Genomic DNA, 18,522 nt, shown 5'->3' with positions numbered 1-18,522 from the left:
GCTGGTCATGCTGAACCTCGGGCTTGATGTCGTCACTACGGCGGCCATCCTGTTCATCGTTTCGGCGGGGTTGCTGATGGTCTTCGGTGTGATGAAGATCATCAACTTCTCGCATGGAGCGTTTCTGACGGCGGGCGGCTATGCGAGCGTGCTCGTCGGGCACGCCGGTCTGAACTGGTGGTGGAGTGTGCCGTGCGCGCTCGCGGTCGGCTTCGTGGCGGGGATGGCGGTCGAGCGGTTCATCGTTCGTCCCTTGTACGCGCGCCCGCTCGACGCGATTCTGGCGACCTGGGGTCTGGGCATCATCGTCGGGCAACTGATCACGCTGGCGTTCGGCCGCGGCGTGCAGATGGTCGCCAGTCCGGTGAACGGTGCGATCTCGTTCGCCGGTATTCAGTACTCCGCCTACCGGCTGATTCTGGTCGGGGTGGCCATGCTGGTTGCGCTCGCGCTCGGCTGGCTGCTCAACGGCACGCGGCTCGGCTTGCAGACGCGGGCGGTGATCATGAACGAAGCGCTCGCACGCGGGCTCGGCATCAGCAGTTCGCGAGTGCGTTTCATGACCTTCTGCACCGGCGCGGCGCTCGCGTCGGCTGCGGGCTGTCTGATTACGCCGCTTGCGAGCGTCGATCCGAACATGGGCGTTCCCTGGATCGTCGGCGCGTTCATGCTGGTGCTGGTGTCCGGTTCGTCGCTGGTCAGTCTTGCGGTGGCCAGCGTGGTGCTCGGCGGCGCGCAGGTGCTGGTTAGCACCTTCGTCAATCCCGTGCTCGGCGGTCTGACAATCGCGGTACTGGCGGCCTTGTTACTGCGCGTTCGACCGGAGGGCTTCGCACGTGGCTGATCCCGCTTCCACCTTGTCGTTTCGCGCCGCGATCGCTTCGCCGTGGAAGAGACCGGCCGCGATCGGTGTTGCTGCGCTCGTCGTTCTCGCCGTGTGCAGCGTCACGCTGCCGACCTTCCTCGTCAACAACCTGATTCGCGCTTTCCTGTATGCGGCGGTCGCGTTGACCGTCGATCTGCTGTGGGGCTATACCGGCATCCTCACATTCGGACAGTCGGCATTTTTTGGCATCGGCGCTTACGCGGCTGGTCTGGTTTTTACCCATGCCGGTTTTTCGGTCCCGCTTGCCGCGGCAGCGCTCGCTGCCGGCATCGCCGCCGCCTGGATCGTGTCGCGCGCGATTGGCTGGCTGGCGTTTTATCACGGGGCATCACCGCTTTACGCTTCGGTCGTCACCCTTGTCTTGCCGATCGTGCTGGTTCAGTGCATCTATTCGGGCGGTGAGTTCACCGGATCGAGCAGCGGTCTGTCCGGCTTCGACAGTTTCGATATTCCACTCGAAGCCTGGTTCGTCATCGCGGGCGCATTGCTGATTGTCCTGGCCGTGGTGGCGTGGATGTTCGTGCGCAGCGACGCGGGCCAACTGCTGGTGGCCATCCGTGAAAACGAGGCACGTTGCGAGTATCTCGGCATCGACGTGTCGCGCTACAAGTCGCGGCTGATGGACGTATGCGCGGTCATCGCCGCGTTCGCTGGTTTTCTGTTTGCCTGCGTGCAGATGGTGGTGGCGCCGGAATACGCCGGTTTTGTGTTCGGCACCGAACTGGTCATTTGGGTCGCGCTCGGCGGCCGGGGATCGCTTATCGGGCCCATTGTCGGCGCGATGCTGATCGACGTCGGCAGCGCCTATCTCAGCGGCAATCTGCCTTATGTCTGGACGCTGCTGGTGGGCGTGGCGTTCGTCGTCGTAATTGTGGCGATGCCGCGCGGGCTTGCACCGCTCGTGTCCGGCGCGGCGCGCCAGGCATTGCCGCGCCGCCGCCGTGCGGCACCCGCGCCGGTGACGCTCGTCGCCGTGCCACCGCGCGGCGGCGACATGGTGGACGACGCGCGAGCGGCGCTTTCGATCAAGCACGTGCGAAAGCATTTCGGCAGCCTCAAGGTGCTCGACGACATCAGCTTCGACGCGCACGCCGGAGAACTGCTCAGTCTGATCGGCCCGAACGGCGCGGGCAAGAGCACGCTGATGCGCTGCATTGCGGACGGGGCGGAACGCTCGGGCGGCACAGTCGAGATCGGCGGCGCGGACATCCGCTCGCTTGCGCCATACGACTGCGTGGCGCTTGGCGTCGGCCGGAAATTCCAGACCGCGACGGTATTCGAATCGCTCAGCGTCGGCGAGGCGTTGCGCGTTGCGCGCTATCGGGTGGCGCCGCCGTCGAAATGGCAGCGCGACCCGGTTCTCACGCTGCCGCAGCCGACCCTCGACGTGCTGCGGCTCACAGGACTCGACCGGATTCTCGATCGCGAGTGCCGCTTTCTTTCGCACGGCCAGAAGCAGGCACTTGAACTGGCGATGGTGCTTGCGCTCGAACCGCGCACGGTGCTGCTGGACGAACCCACGGCGGGCCTGACGAAACAGGAGCGTACGCAGATCGGCGAGATTTTCGTCGAACTGTCCTCGCGCTATCGGATGTGTCTGTTGCTGGTCGAGCATGACCTCGATTTCGTGCAGCAGATCAGCTCACGCATCGTCGTTCTGCACCAGGGGCACATTGCGATGGACGGCGGTGTAGAAGAAGTCGTGCACTCGGAAATCGTGGCCGCGGTATATGCGGGCGGTGCGCATCCAGCCGCCAGCCAGCCGGAGGCGGACGCATGAATGCAACATCGATTGTTCAGGTCGACGCACTGCATAGCGGCTACGGCGAGGCGATGGTGCTCAAGGGCCTGAACCTCACGCTCGCGCGCGGTGAAGTGGTGGCGATTCTCGGCAAGAACGGCATGGGTAAGTCGACCTTGCTGAAAACGCTGATGGGTTTCATCCGCCCGAAGAGCGGCGACATCGCGCTGTTCGGCGCACGGACCACGGGCGTGCCGCCGAACCGCATCGCGCGACGCGACGTCGCTTACATCCCACAGGAAAAGGCCTTGTTTCAGGACCTGTCCGTCGAAGAGAACCTGAAGCTCGCCCTCATGCGCGATCGCGATTTCAAACCGCTTTTCGAGCGTATCGAGGACCTTTTCCCGTTTCTCAAGGACCGCCTCAGACAGAAAGCCGGTACGCTGTCCGGCGGCGAGCAGAAGATGCTGTTGGTCGCGCGGGCGTTGATTCGCCAGCCAAAGCTGATCCTCGTCGACGAAATCACCGAGGGCATGCAGCCGTCGGTGATCGAACGGCTGGTCGGCGTTCTCAGCCGCGAGCGTGACAGTGCCGGCACGACGATGCTGCTGGTCGAGCAGCACGTGCAGTTCGCTTTTGCTGTCGCGAATCGCTACGCGGTGCTCGAACTCGGTGAAATTCCGGCGGCCGGTGATACGGCGGATACGTCGGCGCAAGCTACGGTTTCGCGTTTCCTGTCGCTGTAACGCTAGGGAGAAAGTTTGCCATGACGTTTTCCATCGTCGCGCGCTGTGCGCGGACCGGTGCGTTGGGCGTGGCGGTCAGCACGGCGGTGCCGGCCGTCGGCGCGATGTGCGTGTATCTGCGCACCGGCGTGGGGGCGGTGTCGACGCAATCGTGGGTCAATCCGTATCTCGCGCTCGATGCGCTCGACCTGCTCGATCAGGGCCTGAGCGCCGAACAGGCGCTCGCGAGGGTACTGCATGACGATGCCGCCGCGGATCTGCGGCAGCTCGGCATTGTCGATCGCAACGGTCAAAGCGCGTGCTGGACCGGCCCGCAATGTACGGGTTGGGCGGGGCAGCGCTGCGGCACGTCCTGCACGATTCAGGGCAACATGCTGACCGGCGCCGGGACGCTCGATGCGATGCTCGCCGCGTATGAGGCGAGCGCTGAACTCGCGCTGGAGGAGCGCCTGATGCGCGCGCTCGAAGCGGGACAAGCCGCCGGCGGCGACAAGCGCGGCCGCCAATCGGCGGCGCTGAAGGTGGTGCGCAACGAGGCATATGCCCACCTCGATTTGCGGGTCGACGAACACCATGAACCGGTTGCCGAATTGCGGCGTGTGTTCGAAGTGGCACAGCGGCAGTTCGTCCCGTTCGTCGAAGGGATGCCCACCCGCAGCTATCCCGGCCGTGCGCCGCCGGCCGCCGTGACTGAGTTGCTGTTGACGCCGCCGCAATCGAGGCCGGGCGCAACCGACCCGTTGAACGCCGATATGCGGGTGCTAGGCAGGTGGCTCGGCGTCGAGTTCGACGCCGAGCGCGTGGCGCACAACCTGGCCGCCTACGTATCGATCCTCGCGGAGATCAGCAAGTTACGCGAACTCGATCTGTCAGACGTGCACCCGGTGGTCGTGTTCGATCTGGCGCGTGCTTATACCGGACCTTCCACCAAGGGTGGAGCATGAACGACGATCTCACCGCCATCGCCGCGGACATTGCATCGGGCGAGGTAACGCCCACCGATCTCATGGACGCGCTGCTCACGCGCATCGCCGCGCTCGACCCGCAAGTGCTGGCGTATGAATGTCTTAATCCGGCCGCGCGCGCCGAAGCCGGGCAATGCACGGAGGAACTGAAGCGCGGCATGCGGCGCGGGCCGCTGCATGGCGTGCCGATTGCGATCAAGGACAACTATCTGACGGCCGGTATGCCGACCACGGCAGGCAGCCGCGCGCCGGGTTATACGTTCGCAAACGAAGACGCAGCTGCGGTGGCGCGCCTGCGGGCGGCCGGCGCGATCGTGATCGGCAAGACCCGCACGCACGAGTTTGCTTGGGGCACGGAGACGCCGCCCACTCGCAATCCCTGGGATCTCTCGCGCATTCCCGGCGGATCGAGCGGCGGCTCGGGCGCGGCGCTGGCCGCGCGCATGGCCTACGGCGCGCTCGGATCGGACACGGGCGGCTCGATTCGCATTCCGGCGAGTCTGTGTGGCGTAGTGGGCTTGAAGCCGACGTTCGGTCGCGTCAGCCGGGCGGGGATCGTGCCGCATAGCTGGTCGCTCGATCATGCGGGCCCGTTGACACTGTCGGTGCGCGACGCGGCGCTGCTGCTCAACGTGCTCGCCGGCCACGATACGCGGGACCCCGGCAGCGCCGACGTACCGGTGCCGGATTACATCGCGTCGCTGGACGGCGGCATCGCGAGCATGCGCATCGGCGTGTGCCGCAATCACTTCTTTGGCGCCAACGAGGCGCAAGTCGAGGCGCAAGTCGAGCGCGCCATTGCGACGCTCGCCGCGCTCGGCGCGCAGGTGATCGACTTCGAAGTACCCAACCTGAAATACGGCCTGGGCGCGATCTTCGCAATCGAACTCGCGTCGTCGAGCGCATATCACGATCGCGGCCTGCAACGCGGTGCGACCGCCGCGATGGCTGACGACGTCCGCACGCTCGTCGAGATCGGCCGCATGGTGTCGGCGTCGGACTACCTGAAGGCAGAGCAGTTGCGCGCGTGTCTGATCGCTGATTTCAACGCGGTATTCGAGCGCGTCGATGTCGTGGTGACGCCTGCGTCCCCAGTTACCGCATGGCAGCGCGGACAGGCAACGGTGGTGACTGGGGGCATGGAAGAGAGCCCGCTCGCGGCGTCATGGCGTCTCACCTACCCATTCAACCTGACTGGCTTGCCGGCCCTGTCCGTGCCATGCGGCTTCGATTCGGGCGGCTTGCCAATCGGTCTGCAGATCGCCGGCAAACCGTTCGACGAAACTACGATTCTGCGCGTAGCCGCGTCCTATGAGAGCGTGAACCACTGGAACGCGATGCGCTCGCCAATTGCGAGGAGTGTGCAGCCATGATGCCAGGCAACGAGAGCAAGGTGACCGTCGCGTGCGTGCAGATGTGCCCGGAAGTGGGCGCCAAGGCGCGCAACGTGGCGCACTCGATCGAGCTGATCAAGCAGGCGTATGCGCGCGGCGCGAATCTGATCGTGCTGCCGGAGTTATGCAATTCGGGTTATGTATTCGAGTCGCGTGAAGAAGCGTTCGCGCTGTCCGAAGCCTTGGTGGATGGCGAGACGATTGGGCAGTGGAGTGCGCTCGCAGCGCGTCTGCGCGTCACGCTGGTGGTCGGGTACGCCGAACGCAACGGCGATGCGCTTTACAACTCGGCGGCCGTGATCGGTCCGGGAGGTGTGCTGGGCGGTTATCGAAAGATGCATTTGTGGGGTGACGAGCAGCTCTTTTTCGAACCGGGCAACGTCGGCATGCCGGTGTTTCATACGCCATTTGGCCGGGTGGCTTGCGCGATCTGCTACGACATCTGGTTTCCTGAAGTTTTCCGGATGGCGGCTGCCCGGGGTGCCGACATCCTGTGCGTGCCGACCAACTGGGTGCCTATGCCTGCGCAGCCGGCCGAACTGCCCGCGATGGCGAATCTGCTGGCGATGGGCGGCGCGCATTCGAACGGACTGTTCGTGGCGGCGGCGGACCGGGTCGGCGTCGAACGCAACCAGCCGTTTCTTGGACGCAGCCTGATTGTCGACTCGCAAGGATGGCCGGTGGCCGGTCCGGCCAGTGCAACCGACGAAGAGATTCTGCTGGCGACGGTGAATCTGACTGACGCGCGCCGGCACCGGCAATTGAACGCGTTCAATCACGTATTGCGGGACCGGCGCCCGGATATGTATTGAGCCTTTACTCGACTTTCAACTTGTTGCTAGTGTTTGTCGAGGCCAGATTGAAATGTCGCAGGGCTGGCTAAATACAGATGTCGTAGTCTTGATGTCGGGTTTGAGTCTGTCTTTAACGGTTTGAATCCACGTAGTGTCGAAGGACAGCCTTGAACGGGCAGGGCGTGTCAGTCCGTTCAGCGAGTGCGTGCAGACCGTTGGCTAGGTGTTGAAGGCGTCTTCGACTGCTGTGCGATCTGCACGATTGCCTGGTTCAGGTCGGCTCGGGTGAATGCGCGTTGCTTCTTCGTGCCGGGTGAGGGTTTGGGCTTGCGTACCGCCGCACCACGAATCGTACGTGATGGCGAGCCCGAGATCCGGCGGTTGTCGCGCTGCGCCTGCACGGCTTGCGCGACCTGCAGCGCATGACCGAGGCGCTTGTGCTCGATCACGGCACCCTGATCAATCTCCGCGAGCTTATCGTACGGCACACAGGGCAGCACGACGCCGTCCGCGCGGATCTCAAGGCGCCCGTCCGGATACTCCCACACGTCGATGTAGCGGCCGAACCGAGGGGATCCGTCATGGCATATACGATCGCGGGTGTGGACATCGCAAAGAATGTAATGCAGGTTCACTGGGTGGATCCCGAGAGCGGCGAAATCGTGAACCGGCCCGTTAAGCGAGCGGCATTTCTCGAATACTTTGCCAATCGCAAACCCTGCCTTGTCGGCATGGAGTCGTGCAGCGGATCACAGCATTGGGCGCATCGGGTAAAGCTGATGCCGGCGAAGTTCGTCAAGGCGTTCAACATCCGCAATAAGAATGATGCGGCCGACGCGCGGGCAATCTAGATGGCCACCCAGATGGATTGCAAGGAAGTTGCTGTAAAAAGCGAAGCGCAGCAGGCCATCCTTGCACTGCATCGTATGCGTCAACAACTGGTGAAGTTTCGCACGATGCAAACCAATAGTCTTCGCGGATTGCTCAGCGAATACGGCGAGGTAATGGGAGTAGGGAGGGCGGCGCTGGACAAGGCAACGGTCGGAGTTCTGGAAAGATTGTCAGGACGCTTGCCTGCCATACTGATCGATACGCTGCGAGAGCAATGGAAAGGGCTGGATGAGGTGGACCGCCAGATCCGCCAGATCGAGCGACGGATGCAGGAGTGGATGAAAAATGATCAGGCGGCCAAGGCAATCGCGGCGATCCCCGGCGTGGTACTGATTACCGCAACAGCTGCCGTGGCAACGATGGGACATGCCAAAGCCTTCAAGTCTGGGCGTGAGTTTGCGGCCTGGCTAGGACTTGTGCCGGGACAGACGGGTTCCGGCGGTACCATCAAGTTACAGGGAATTAGTAAGCGAGGTGACACGTATCTCCGAACTCTGCTGGTTCACGGCGCGCGGAGCATCATCTATCGCGCGAAAGAGCCAGGTCTCTGGGTCGAACAGCTGAAACAGCGGCGCCCGTTGAATGTCGTCATCGTCGCAATGGCCAACAAGCTTGCGTGAATAATCTGGGCGGTGCTGGCGCATCAACAGCCCTATCGGAAGGATTACGTCAGTACGAGGTTAGCCTGATTTCATCGGTCTGCAGGAAAGTTTCTTGTTTCAACGGATGGAACGTCAAAAGTTGCGGCGGCAGTCGAGTGTAATGACAAATCGGGCGGGACCCGGGATTCACCAAACCTGCTTTTATGTCTGAGCTTCACAAGCTCGCGATTTGAATGAGGCGTGAGTCAGCGGATCTCATAGGGGCCGGCAGCGAAGCGGAAGCTGCAAAGAGGCCGGATGTAGAGCTGCAGCCCATTCTATTCGTCAAGACCTCGAACATCTGGCGCAAACGGGGGCGTTCATGTAGACATAAAAGAAATGATCGGCGATTAATTCGCAATCCTATGTTTACCAAGCCGAAGAGGTTTCAATTTGTGCAGGAGGCTGCTGCACAAATTCTGGATTCGGCCATGCCTTCAGGCTGCGCGGTGACAATTTGCGCAAGGCGGGGAGGGCTGGCTTGCGCTGGATCAGTGTGGCGACACGCTCCTTTGAGTTCTGATGATCGAAACGTCGAAGGGGACGATTGCCTGTCTCACGAGGCCACAATGAAGCGTCTCGAATTGACGATTGATGGCCTGCCGAGGTATTCGATGCCGTGGACATGGAGGTTGACTGATCGCTGGAGGAGACTGAGCAGGCGTCAACTCCGTTACCATCGCCTGGCGTGTGAATCCGAAATCAGTAGCTCAAACCAGGCAGTTCTCTTCGGAGCCTGGCGGGTTTTCTTTGCCTGCCTTTGCCTGTGGGGCGCGGGCTACATACAGCGGTGGAGTCGCTCAGCCGTTCAGTTGCGACTCGACGTTCAGGACGATCCGTGCAACCGGGTTGTTGTCTGCGGATTGCGGCGCGAACTTGATCTGGGCGAAGGTGACGATACCGAGAGCGACGACCAGGAGTGCTCCAGACGCGGCGATGCGGGGAAGGTATCTCACAGGGACCTCATTTTGATGATGTAGACAGAAACTGGGCGTAGCTGACGGGCGTGGCGATTCACCTTCAGCGGCATGTCTGTCCGCAACCCGGCAACGCCGGGACGCGGTCGTCAGATCGCACTTGCCGATCGGTCAGAGATTGTGCAGTGCACTATAACACGACCGTCAAATCGCATCTGCCAATCACACGGGCTTGTGCAGTGCACCATAAATGGTTTATCCGTGTGCCCGGTGCGACATCCTGTCGCGAGCGGATGCTTAAGTGCTTGAGCGTTTCGTGTATGAAAGATTTTTGTAGGCCGTGACGTGCCGTCATGCTATGTGGGCGATTCTCGCAGGCACGGACGATGTCGAGGTGACCGCCTCGGCAGTCTCCGCGCTGGCGCCCGCCAGATCGAAGATGGGTTTGCGGACGGTATCAATTGCGCTATCATTAGGGATCAACTGATACTTTAGTCGGGAGTCGCATGTCACTGATCACGCCTGAAGCAGTGGCCGCGGTCATGGAACTGCGGCAGGTCCCGCACACGCTCGCGGAACTCGAGGCACTTGTCCGCGACGGCCTGCCCAAGTCCGCGCTGCGCGCGGGCGTCGAACATGCGACGCACGATGCCGACGCCCGGCGTGCGCTACTTGCCCGCATCATCCCCGAAGCGACCTATAAGCGGCGTCGCGATCGGCTGACGCCAGACGAATCGGAAAAGACTGAGCGGCTGGCCAGGATCGTCGCGACGACGGCCTACGTCTGGAACGACGAGGAGGACGCGCGGGAATTCCTGTCGACGCCGCACCCGGAGCTCGAAGGGCGGGCGCCGCTCGATGTTGCGCTGACCGAGCTCGGCGCGCGCCGGGTCGAAGAGCTGCTCTGGAAACTGTTTTACGGGTTGCCGGCGTGAAGTTGTTTCGAATCGCCGACACTCGACACACGGTCTGGAGTGGCACCGGCGCGATGCTGGTGGGCGGCCGCTTCAATAGCCCGGGGCGACCGGTCATCTACGCCGCGTCGACCTTCGCCGGTGCGATGCTCGAGGTTCTTGTTCATGCGCGCATCGGCAAGCTACCGAAGACACACGGGTGGGTTGAAGCAGCGGTTCCCGACGATATTCGCGTCGAACGCCATTCGGCCGAATCGTTGCCGGGGGGATGGGATGCGCCACCACTGCAGGTGGCAAGGGTGTTCGGCGACGCCTGGCTGACCGAGTCGCGTACCGCGCTCCTGATCGTACCTTCCGTCGTGGTCCGTGCAGAGTTCAACGTGCTGGTCAATCCCGCACACCCCGACGCGACGCGGATTGCCGTGACGGAGCCGCAACCCGTGGTGTGGGACGAACGCCTCTTTGTGATGCCGTCGGTCGGACACTCCTAGATCATGATGGTGGTCGGCTAGCCTCGCCTCGACGCTTTGCTTCTCGAGGGAGATGACCCGGGCGTCGCTTCCGGTTCAGTTGGCACTCGCCGCCTGCAATGGCCAGTGCAGCGCCGTCTTAGATGCTCCTTGTCTGGTTGCCAAAGCCGACACGGCTGTCAGTTTTTGTCAACCGACCTGATAATTTGACATAATTAAAGTTATCGAATATTTTTTAGGGTCGCAATGTAATTTCGTATAGACCCGGTGTCCGGACACGCTGTACACGTCCAGATCGCTTGTAGTGTGCGTTGCCACCCCTAATTCGGCCCGACCTCGCGCTAACGTCTAGCCATTCCACCTATGGGGGCAGTCGGGAGGCGACGATGGAGCATCTGGTCAGAGTACACAACAAGAAGGACCGGCAAACGATGGAATGGCTGCGCCGGAATATTGGCGATGCAGCCATCGCTGCCGCCATCCAACGATGCGAGAAATCGGGCAAGCCGTATCTTTCCGCCGTCTGCCGGCAGCTGCGCGTCCGTGTTCCGGAGTTTCCTCTGCCACGGCGGGAATGCCCGAGCCCGGTGGCGGAACAATCTCTCGCTACCATCCGGCGCATCCTCGCAGCGCGCAACGCCTTGACCGTCGCGCACCCGATCAGTGCGCGCCAGGAAGCGACGCCAACCCAATTCGCCTGATCGAGACGGGACAATGCGTCCTTTGACGCGATGCTTGTACGACGCTGGAACAGCGATTTTCGGACGCGGGCATGGTAAACAGGCTCAACATCATCTGGATGGACCAGTCGCAAACCCGCAAGGGTTGGCCGGAGTTCCGTGAAGAAGTTTTCGGGGGCGCCTTTACTGACGCCATGGACTACATCATGAGTCTGGCCGGGAATGCCGGATTTGTCGCAGGTCAGATTCTCGGTCAGGACGGAGAGATTCTGGCGACCGTCGCTCCTTTGAAAAACGTTCGCCTTCGCGGATGAGCGATCCGGATTTCCAGAGCCGTGAACGGCCAACGTGCGCCGGCCCCCGCGCGAAAGCGTGCTGATACGACGGGGCGCCACCTCAGGCGATGCTCCCAGCCGCAATGGAGACGCTTTGCCCAACGGCAACATCAGTGCGCGCACTGCCGGCGCTGCGTCCGCCGACTCTATCGACCATGTCGAGGGGCGAAGCTACAGGTACTAGGGACGATCCGCGTGAGCACGACCGGTTCGTGCGATCCGTCCGGTGCCGGGACTATTCCCCTTCAACAGACACCCTCAGCCTGGAAAATCGAAAAAGTGCGTCTGCACAGCGATGCAAATCCGTTCACACGGTAGTGCAGCAGCCCTCCTCTTCTTTTTTGCGGGTCGCCGACGCCGTGGCGAACCCCGTCCACGGCGTTTGACGGCGCGAGAAGCAGATTCGGCGAAAAGGTCACAGCCGCGGTACGCTTTGGATTCGACAGCGAGGGCCTGCAAAATGAAAGCATCTTGTGCGGACCAGGAATCGTTTCTGGACAGCCTGATCAGTGAACAAAAACCGGTCAACATCTTTCTGGTCAACGGGATCCGGCTGTCCGGCACGATACGTTCCTGCGATCAGCGGGTCATCCTGCTCGATTCGCCATTTGGGATTCAAGCTGTCTACAAGCACTCGGTATCAACGATTCAAGACAGTGAGCACCGGGGACCCCATAAGTCGTTCCGGGATACGCCGGACGCAAACGGCGCAAGACCGGGCCACCTCCCGCGCCGGCGGAGTTCCCCGTAGGAAACTTGCGCGGCTCGCCACCACGAAGCCAGCGGCACACACGCCGCGGCGCTCCTGCCCACGAACGCAGACCGCTATAACTTTCAGTTTATGGCGTTTGCTCCCGGACGCCTCGTCCTTGCGCTGGCGATCGACATCGGGCTTATCGCCTCGCCTGACCAAACAGCCGCGGATCCAGCGTAAAAGGCTCGCTGCTGATGACCCTGACGCTTGCCATCTCCGGATGCATCGGGTTCAGCAGCAGATTGAAATCACTCGGACAGACGACCGACGGTACCCGCATCGCCAGCTGCTCGCCCGCCTCGAGCCATTGCCGCCCACGCGCCCTTGTCGCCGCGGGATCGCGCGTCAGGTCTGCCCAACCTGCCGGCAAATCCGGGACGAACGCGGCCTCGTAGACAGCGTCTGGCACCTCCAGCGTCACCAGAAAATAGCCACCGGCCGGCAGCAAGCCCGCCATGTGAACCAGCGCCTCCAGCAGTGCTGTCGACGCGTGGCAGCAGGTGTAGAGTACCCGCATGCCACGCGGGTTCCAGCGGCCTCCTGCGATCGCCGCCCCGTTGCCGCTCAGATCATCGGCGCGGTAATACCCGCGCCGTTCCTTCGCCAGACGGTAAAGCCTCATGCGGACACGCCGTGGATGACGCGCAGCAGAATTTCACGCACGCGGTCGTACCCCGGCTGTGAGTCGAGTACTTCGAGCGGGCTCAGCCCACCCAGCTCCGCGTTCGATCGCTGCATCCATTCGGTGGCCAGCGTCGGATCCTCGAACACCTCGACAGCAAGCTGGCGCACATAGAGCACGCGCGCGACGCGATCCGACTCGGCTGGCGACAGGCGCTCCTGGCGCGCCATCTTGCGCAGGATCGTCGAACTCGGCAGATTGAGATTCGCAAGCAGCGTCTGCACCGGCACGTGCAGCAGGTCCTTCGCAACGCGCTCGATGATCGCCGCTTCCATGCCTTCGCGGATCTGCCGGCGCTGCTCGAGCGGGTCGAACTCGACGAGGAATGTTTCGATATCGTCAGGGCGGGCGCCGGACCGGCCAGAGCCGGCCAATGCCTTGCCGGTATGCGCTGCGGCCGGGTGACGGCCGGACGGATGATGCAGGGCCATGATGTGAGCCTCCCAGATGAGAACATCGTTACTCTCATTCTAGATCAGTCTCAAACGGGAATCAAGATTATCCCATTTGGCCACCTGCTGCGCCGGCCGGTCCTGGCGCCGGAGAGTGAAAAGCCGCAGCAGCTCGTCGCGCAACTCCGAGATATCGAGGACATGCTGCGCCCGGGTCACGGCCACATAGAGGAGGCGGAGTTCATCGTCGTCCGGCATCGGGCGGCCATCGGCACCGCGCAGGCGGAAATCGTTGGCCACCTTGACACGCTTCCATTCGAGGCCTTTGGCACGGTGGACGGTCGAAATCACATAGTCGGCGGCGCCTTCCGCCGCCGAGCGCTGCGCCAGCGCCCGCAGATAGCCCGTACCGAGCTCGTCGATGATCCGCACAACCGGCAGCAGGTCCTGGCCAAATGCACTGCGCGCAAACGCCTGCGCATCGCTCCATGCCTCGAACAGCGAAAACGCCGCCGGGCGGAACGCCCGCTGGCCGGCCAGCAAGCGGTCCGCGCCGTCAGCGTAAGCGAGAATCTCGGCCGGACTCATCCGGATCGCAGGTCGATGTCCCGCCTCGAGTCCTGCGGCGAACTGCCAGATCGCCGTGACATTCTTCCGGCACAGGATTGCGTCGACCGGCGGCGCAAGCGCGGGATCATCCACCAGGATCGAGCCGATGGTTTCCTGTCCCCGGATGGGCGTGCACTCACCGAGCAGTGCGAGCAGGCGGCTGGCGAGTGCCGCGAACGTTGCGCCAAAGCGGAACGACTCCGTGAGCGCGCATTCGGGTGCGTCGATCTGCGCCATCGCATTGATTGCGCCCCGCCACTCATAAATCTGCTGATAAGGATCGCCCACGTAGATAATCTGCGCGTGGCGCTGCCGGCCAAGGACCGACAGCATCACACCGTCACTGTCCTGCGCTTCGTCGAAGAGGATGAAATCGGTCTCGATGCGTGGCTCCGAAAGCGCCCATAGCTTCAGGAGCACGTCAGGCGAAACGGCACTCCCCGCGTGGGCAGCCCTGCTTTCTTCCCACAGACGCCGGACATAGGGCAGCAGGTAGGTGCGCAGTTGCGCGGCCACTGCTTCGTCGATCTTTTCGTCGACAACAATATGCTGCGCTGCCGGCTGGATATCCGCGGACCGGCAGAACCTGTCCCGCCCATCGGCAATCATCCGCCCGATCTCGAATGGAGCGATTTCGACGGCCTTGCCCGTTACTGTCCGCACTTCCAGCGGGCCCAGCCCGTAACGCGCAGCCAGTTCGTGCGGTGGCTCGCCCTGAACGCTCATCCGGTTTCGGAGCGACAGGCTGACGGAGGCCCACGCCAGCGAATGCATCGTCCTCGAGCCAACGTGAGACGGGAAACGCCGGGCTGCGTTCGCCGCGATTTCCCGGTTGAACGCGAGGTACATGCCGCGCCGATGGCCGAAGTGCCCCGCCACGAGCTGGAGCGTGGAGGTCTTGCCCGCGCCGGCAAATGCCTTGATCTTCAGGTCCCCGACGCGAAGCGCCGCCTCGACCACGGCTTGCTGCTCTTTCGTTGGAATAAAGCTCCTTTTCACGCGATACCAGACGTCATGTGCGCCCGCTCCTGGCGATATGGGGTCGGTGATTTTCGCATGGCCTGTAGCCGGTCGGGCAACCCGGCGAGGGTCGCGTCATTAGAACTTTCGCTTTGATAAAAAGGGGATGGTGCGCTGGGCACGGTGAAAGCTGACAGCACCCGTCACGTCTGAACAAGCTCAAGCCCGTTTTCGGCACACCATTGCCTCAGCGCCCTTTCGACAGCTTCGGCTTCAAACGAATACCAGCGCTCGAGAGCGCCTTCACGCTCCAGCAAGTCCTTGAAACGCGCATAAGCCCCTTGCCGTCGGAAGAATCCTTCGACCTGGTCGTAACGCGCAGGCAACGCCTGTGAGACGAAGCGCAAGGCGAGGCTTCTTCCGAGATCGAGCTCGTTCTTGTGCGGTATCGCAAAGTAACGATCGGATGATGCAAGCTCGTCAGGGATCTCCTCGTCGAACGCGTCACTGGAATCGGAAGTCCACCAGATCTTGCCCGTATCGAGCGAGACATACGCGTTATGCTCCATTGGTGAGGCGTAGCTGACGAAGTCAAAGGCCATGCAAAGATCGTCGTACTTGACTGCGACCACGGCTCTCCTCCACCAGGCTTATAACGTTCAAGGCCCCGGTTCGCAAACCGGCTCGGGGCCAGGGATGGCCGCCCGTTTCACCGTCTCGGCACCGCGACTCAAAGCTCTTCGCTCGGGTCAGCGATCTCGAGCCGGAAATGCCATCCTTCCATGCTCATGAGCATTTGCCCAAGATCGTCCCATGAGACCTCCTTGCCATCGACCACCACGAGCGGCAGGTGTCCTGGCTGGGATTCGTCCCATTCGATACGTCCGCGCACCGTGCTGTCAATGATCCGGCGCTCGTGAAAATCTATGTGCCTGACCGACAGCGCGCGACGAATCTTTTCTACGAGGCGCCCGAGCAGCACGAATACATCATCGTCGGCTTCGCCGATCTGCTGGAACCGGTAACCGGCAGGAAGCTCTCCTCGAAGTTCAAAGCCATCCAGAGCAATCCGGTCGCCCAGGAGCCGGAGCTGGAAATGGAACTGGTGGGCCTCCCCGTCGCAGTCAATCATCCGGATGGCGTCAAGCCGAACATTCTCGAAATCGGTGAATCCGGTGGACTCGGCTATCCTGGCGTTGAAGCACGAAGTGCAGAGCAATTCATAGCTGCCATCGCCGGAGCCGCAGTGGATGGTGTCCCAGGGCGGCGTCGGGTTGCCGCATTGTTCGCATCGCTCGTGTGCCATGTCGTGCCTGCTGTAACGGTTCTTCCTGCGATCGCCAGGAGGTTGGTTGCCGGTCGCCGTTTTCGGCACTGTTGATCGCCCGTTGGCGGCAACATTCGGCCCCGCGAAGACGCATTTGGGTGCGCAGCAACTGGCGAACCGATGCCGCTATTTTGACAGACACTGCGAGCTGCGCCTAACTGGCGCCGGGCGTCTTGCGCCGCGTGACCAGGAGGGTGACACGCCATCCATGATCGAAGCGTTCGATGAGGTCGCACTGCAGGTGGCTTCCATGCGGAGGCGCTACAGGCCTGATATGCCCGAAGCTCGGTAGCCGGTACCTCATCGATGGCAAATACATAGGAATACGTATTAACACGCGATCATTCTTTTTATGTAAAGTTAAATGGACCAGAGCCGTCTCACACAGGCTTCTCCGTTCGTTTGCATAATCTTGTTCCCAGCACCTTGGGGCGCGACAACCGAGCCGGCGAGGGCACTGTCAAGTTGAGAAGCACCGGCTACGTGCCGGCCTCAAGAATAGTTATCCTATCTCGGATAGCCCGGATGCCTGCGAGTGAGGCCGGTCCAGTCATGCCATGTAGCGAGCCGTTCTTTTGACATCGCGCGATGACATACCGCGTTCATCCGATGTCTGGGCAACGCGGAGTGCTGCCGGATCGGGCCGAAGCATGAGAGAAACGCCTGCGTGCGACGGGCATCGCGAAAGCCGCACGCCTGGCGTTCGCGCCTGCGGGTTGGCTGGTGACTATTCTCGGCGCGGTTGTTCACGCGCGCAGCCGATTCGAAGAAGACGTGCTCCACCTGGGCGAGCTCGGGAATATCGGCCTTCGCCGCCGGATAACTGCGCAACTGGTCGGCAGCGACCTTGCGCGGCGCCGGATAGGATCGCAGCATCCGCTGAAAGAAGCGCTTGGCCGCGGCCTTGTCGCGCCGTTTTTGCACCTGCACGTTGAGTTCGACACCATCCTGGTCTCGCTCGCCACACCGGGTGCGCGCTAACCGCGCAGCGTCATGAACATCTCGTCGGGATGCCACGTGCTGCCCGGCTTGGCGCCGCTTTAGCGCAACGGGTGAATCCAGCGCCGAATTTGTCGCACCAGCAATGGAGCGTTTCGTGCGTGACCACGACACCACGCTCGAGCAACAACTCTTCAATGTCGCGCAGGCTCAGGCCGAACCGGAAATATCAGCGAACCGCGCAGCTGATGACGACTGCAAGGAAGCGGTAACCGTGATAAAGCGATTTGGTTTTCTTCATCACTTCATTGTACCGCCGTCTTCCGCAGCAACCTGACAGAGCCAAAACTACCACTCACTGACCGCCTTCGCTGCGAATGGTCAGCGCGTTCTTCACCGACTTCACGCCCGCCACGCCTTGGGCGGCTTGCGTCGCACGGTCGATTTGCGCCCCGTCGGGCACCGACCCCGCCAGCGTCACGTCGCCGCCGCGCGCGCCCACGATGATGTTCGCGACGCTCACGCCCTTCGTCTTCGCCAGCGTGGCGCGCACCTTGCGTTGCAACGCACGGTTAGCCTGCTTAGTCTGCTCCGGGGTCGGCGCGGCAGCGGCCGGCGAAGCCGCCTCGTTGTCTTGCGCGTAAGCATTGAGGGACGCGAGAACGATCAGCGCACCGCCGATCACCTTCATTGCCGGGAATGCTTTCATTTCAACTTTCTCCAATTGCCTTAAGTCTGTAGTCCCACCACGGGACGTCCGCTTCAGCAGTCAATTCATAGGGATCAGCTATGAATCGAACTGTGACCGGAGCCACCACAAGCGTTCAGCGGAAACGATGCCCCACGCGAGCGCGCGAGCGGTCATAATGGCTGCGATGCCAGCCGGGAGACACGATACAGCAATTAGTGCGGAAAGTCGTGCAGCGACACGTTCGACCGCTTGAACTTCGGTGCATCGACTGCCGCGAGTCCCGCCACAACGAGATCCTTGACGACTTCGTGCTGCGCATAGCCCGTGATCGAGTGCCCAGTCAATTCGGTCGGCGCGATGCGACGGCGTTGACCGTCAAATTCGAGCTCGAAGCCATGATGCAGCAGGCCTTCGGCCTGCATGCGCGCGCCGAGTCCGGCCTGACTGAGCGCGTCTGTCGTGCTTTGTTCGAGCACGCCTGCGCGATTCGCCGATGGGGCCCCGTCGACGAAGCCGACTTGAGAACGCATGTTGTCTCCGCAAGACAGCAGTGATGCTGTGCATATACAGTATCGGCACTTCAGACCAAGCAGCCAAGCAATTGCAATACAACGCCACCGCGGCCAATGACGATGAGAACCGCTGGTTCGAAAAGCGAAATGCCGTCGCGAATTGTACTGCCTGTTCTAGGGGAAGTACGCGACAGCCCTATACCGGCTTGCCATGCATCGATTCAACAAGGTCAACTCGATGCTGAGGAGCGGCTCCAATGGTTGATCGAACCTTTGTCGGTG

Annotated in this window: 18 protein-coding genes and 4 pseudogenes; 12 read left to right on the top strand and 10 right to left on the bottom strand. The window is 62.1% G+C overall.

Features of this window, described 5'->3' with window-relative positions:
- The first annotated feature begins 10 nt into the window (after positions 1–10).
- Genes HV770_RS31160 through HV770_RS31135 form a run of 6 tightly spaced genes read left to right on the top strand, consistent with a single transcriptional unit; the run spans position 11 to position 6,544 of the window.
- Positions 11–844: a branched-chain amino acid ABC transporter permease gene (locus HV770_RS31160; protein ID WP_026225452.1), complete on the top strand. Its 834-nt coding sequence runs from the start codon at positions 11–13 to the stop codon at positions 842–844.
- On the top strand, positions 837–2,666 hold the full coding sequence (locus tag HV770_RS31155) for a branched-chain amino acid ABC transporter ATP-binding protein/permease (protein WP_246291363.1): 1,830 nt from the start codon (positions 837–839) through the stop codon (positions 2,664–2,666). Before HV770_RS31160 ends, HV770_RS31155 begins: the two co-directional genes overlap by 8 nt.
- Positions 2,663–3,373, top strand: coding sequence for an ABC transporter ATP-binding protein (locus HV770_RS31150; RefSeq protein WP_018418402.1), 711 nt, complete (start codon positions 2,663–2,665; stop codon positions 3,371–3,373). The genes HV770_RS31155 and HV770_RS31150 overlap by 4 nt, the downstream gene beginning before the upstream one ends.
- A 20-nt stretch (positions 3,374–3,393) precedes the next feature.
- Positions 3,394–4,317, top strand: a complete 924-nt coding sequence (locus tag HV770_RS31145; RefSeq protein WP_175165363.1) for a DUF1028 domain-containing protein — start codon at positions 3,394–3,396, stop codon at positions 4,315–4,317.
- A complete protein-coding gene (locus HV770_RS31140; RefSeq protein ID WP_175165362.1) occupies positions 4,314–5,711 on the top strand; it encodes an amidase in 1,398 nt (465 codons plus the stop codon). Before HV770_RS31145 ends, HV770_RS31140 begins: the two co-directional genes overlap by 4 nt.
- Positions 5,708–6,544 carry a nitrilase family protein gene (locus tag HV770_RS31135; RefSeq protein ID WP_018418399.1) on the top strand — a complete coding sequence of 279 codons (837 nt, stop codon included), beginning with the start codon at positions 5,708–5,710 and terminating at the stop codon, positions 6,542–6,544. The genes HV770_RS31140 and HV770_RS31135 overlap by 4 nt, the downstream gene beginning before the upstream one ends.
- Before the next feature lie 176 nt (positions 6,545–6,720).
- Here HV770_RS31135 and HV770_RS31130 read toward each other — a convergent pair.
- A pseudogene (locus HV770_RS31130) lies at positions 6,721–7,089 on the bottom strand (ISNCY family transposase); the annotation flags it as partial.
- A gap of 18 nt (positions 7,090–7,107) precedes the next feature.
- Between HV770_RS31130 and HV770_RS31125 the strand changes: the two are divergent.
- Positions 7,108–8,106, top strand: a pseudogene (locus HV770_RS31125) (IS110 family RNA-guided transposase).
- 752 nt (positions 8,107–8,858) lie between these two features.
- Here the strand turns inward: HV770_RS31125 and HV770_RS31120 are convergent.
- Positions 8,859–9,014 carry a hypothetical protein gene (locus HV770_RS31120; RefSeq protein WP_175165361.1) on the bottom strand — a complete coding sequence of 52 codons (156 nt, stop codon included), beginning with the start codon at positions 9,012–9,014 and terminating at the stop codon, positions 8,859–8,861.
- A 467-nt stretch (positions 9,015–9,481) separates the two neighbouring features.
- On the opposite strand from HV770_RS31120, the gene HV770_RS31115 reads away from it, so the two are divergent.
- From HV770_RS31115 to HV770_RS39880, 5 genes are all read left to right on the top strand, one after another.
- Positions 9,482–9,910 carry an antitoxin Xre/MbcA/ParS toxin-binding domain-containing protein gene (locus tag HV770_RS31115; RefSeq protein ID WP_175165360.1) on the top strand — a complete coding sequence of 143 codons (429 nt, stop codon included), beginning with the start codon at positions 9,482–9,484 and terminating at the stop codon, positions 9,908–9,910.
- Positions 9,907–10,380: an RES family NAD+ phosphorylase gene (locus HV770_RS31110; protein ID WP_175165359.1), complete on the top strand. Its 474-nt coding sequence runs from the start codon at positions 9,907–9,909 to the stop codon at positions 10,378–10,380. The genes HV770_RS31115 and HV770_RS31110 overlap by 4 nt, the downstream gene beginning before the upstream one ends.
- A 365-nt stretch (positions 10,381–10,745) precedes the next feature.
- Positions 10,746–11,060 (top strand): CppA family protein, encoded by a 315-nt coding sequence (locus HV770_RS31105; RefSeq protein ID WP_175165358.1) that lies wholly within the window; start codon positions 10,746–10,748, stop codon positions 11,058–11,060.
- A gap of 71 nt (positions 11,061–11,131) precedes the next feature.
- Positions 11,132–11,353, top strand: coding sequence for a hypothetical protein (locus tag HV770_RS31100; protein WP_175165357.1), 222 nt, complete (start codon positions 11,132–11,134; stop codon positions 11,351–11,353).
- A gap of 316 nt (positions 11,354–11,669) precedes the next feature.
- A complete protein-coding gene (locus HV770_RS39880) occupies positions 11,670–12,125 on the top strand; it encodes an RNA chaperone Hfq (RefSeq protein WP_425497502.1) in 456 nt (151 codons plus the stop codon).
- Between the two features lie 142 nt (positions 12,126–12,267).
- Here HV770_RS39880 and HV770_RS31090 read toward each other — a convergent pair whose 3' ends face one another.
- The 8 genes and pseudogenes from HV770_RS31090 to HV770_RS31055 form a co-directional block, all read right to left on the bottom strand.
- Positions 12,268–12,750: an RES family NAD+ phosphorylase gene (locus HV770_RS31090; RefSeq protein ID WP_175165355.1), complete on the bottom strand. Its 483-nt coding sequence runs from the start codon at positions 12,748–12,750 to the stop codon at positions 12,268–12,270.
- Positions 12,747–13,241, bottom strand: a complete 495-nt coding sequence (locus tag HV770_RS31085) for an antitoxin Xre/MbcA/ParS toxin-binding domain-containing protein (protein WP_175165354.1) — start codon at positions 13,239–13,241, stop codon at positions 12,747–12,749. The genes HV770_RS31090 and HV770_RS31085 overlap by 4 nt, the downstream gene beginning before the upstream one ends.
- A 39-nt stretch (positions 13,242–13,280) precedes the next feature.
- Complete coding sequence (locus HV770_RS31080; protein ID WP_175165353.1) at positions 13,281–14,810, bottom strand: UvrD-helicase domain-containing protein; 1,530 nt, start codon at positions 14,808–14,810, stop codon at positions 13,281–13,283.
- Positions 14,811–14,974: 164 nt separating this feature from the next.
- A complete protein-coding gene (locus tag HV770_RS31075) occupies positions 14,975–15,403 on the bottom strand; it encodes a hypothetical protein (protein ID WP_175165352.1) in 429 nt (142 codons plus the stop codon).
- 98 nt (positions 15,404–15,501) lie between these two features.
- The gene (locus HV770_RS31070) at positions 15,502–16,077 is read right to left on the bottom strand and encodes a DUF7713 domain-containing protein (RefSeq protein WP_175165351.1); all 576 of its coding nucleotides are present in this window, start codon (positions 16,075–16,077) and stop codon (positions 15,502–15,504) included.
- Positions 16,078–16,605: 528 nt separating this feature from the next.
- Positions 16,606–17,338, bottom strand: a pseudogene (locus HV770_RS31065) (IS6 family transposase).
- Positions 17,339–17,392: 54 nt separating this feature from the next.
- The gene (locus tag HV770_RS31060; protein ID WP_175165350.1) at positions 17,393–17,746 is read right to left on the bottom strand and encodes a BON domain-containing protein; all 354 of its coding nucleotides are present in this window, start codon (positions 17,744–17,746) and stop codon (positions 17,393–17,395) included.
- Between the two features lie 206 nt (positions 17,747–17,952).
- Positions 17,953–18,222 (bottom strand): annotated as a pseudogene (locus HV770_RS31055) (FAD-dependent monooxygenase); the annotation flags it as partial.
- Positions 18,223–18,522 lie beyond the last annotated feature (300 nt).

Origin of the sequence: Paraburkholderia fynbosensis, assembly GCF_902859935.1 — a bacterium.
In the GTDB taxonomy this organism is placed as follows: Bacteria; Pseudomonadota; Gammaproteobacteria; order Burkholderiales; family Burkholderiaceae; genus Paraburkholderia; species Paraburkholderia fynbosensis.
Note: the sequence above shows the minus strand (reverse complement) of the source record. Positions and strands in the feature narration are given on the sequence as shown.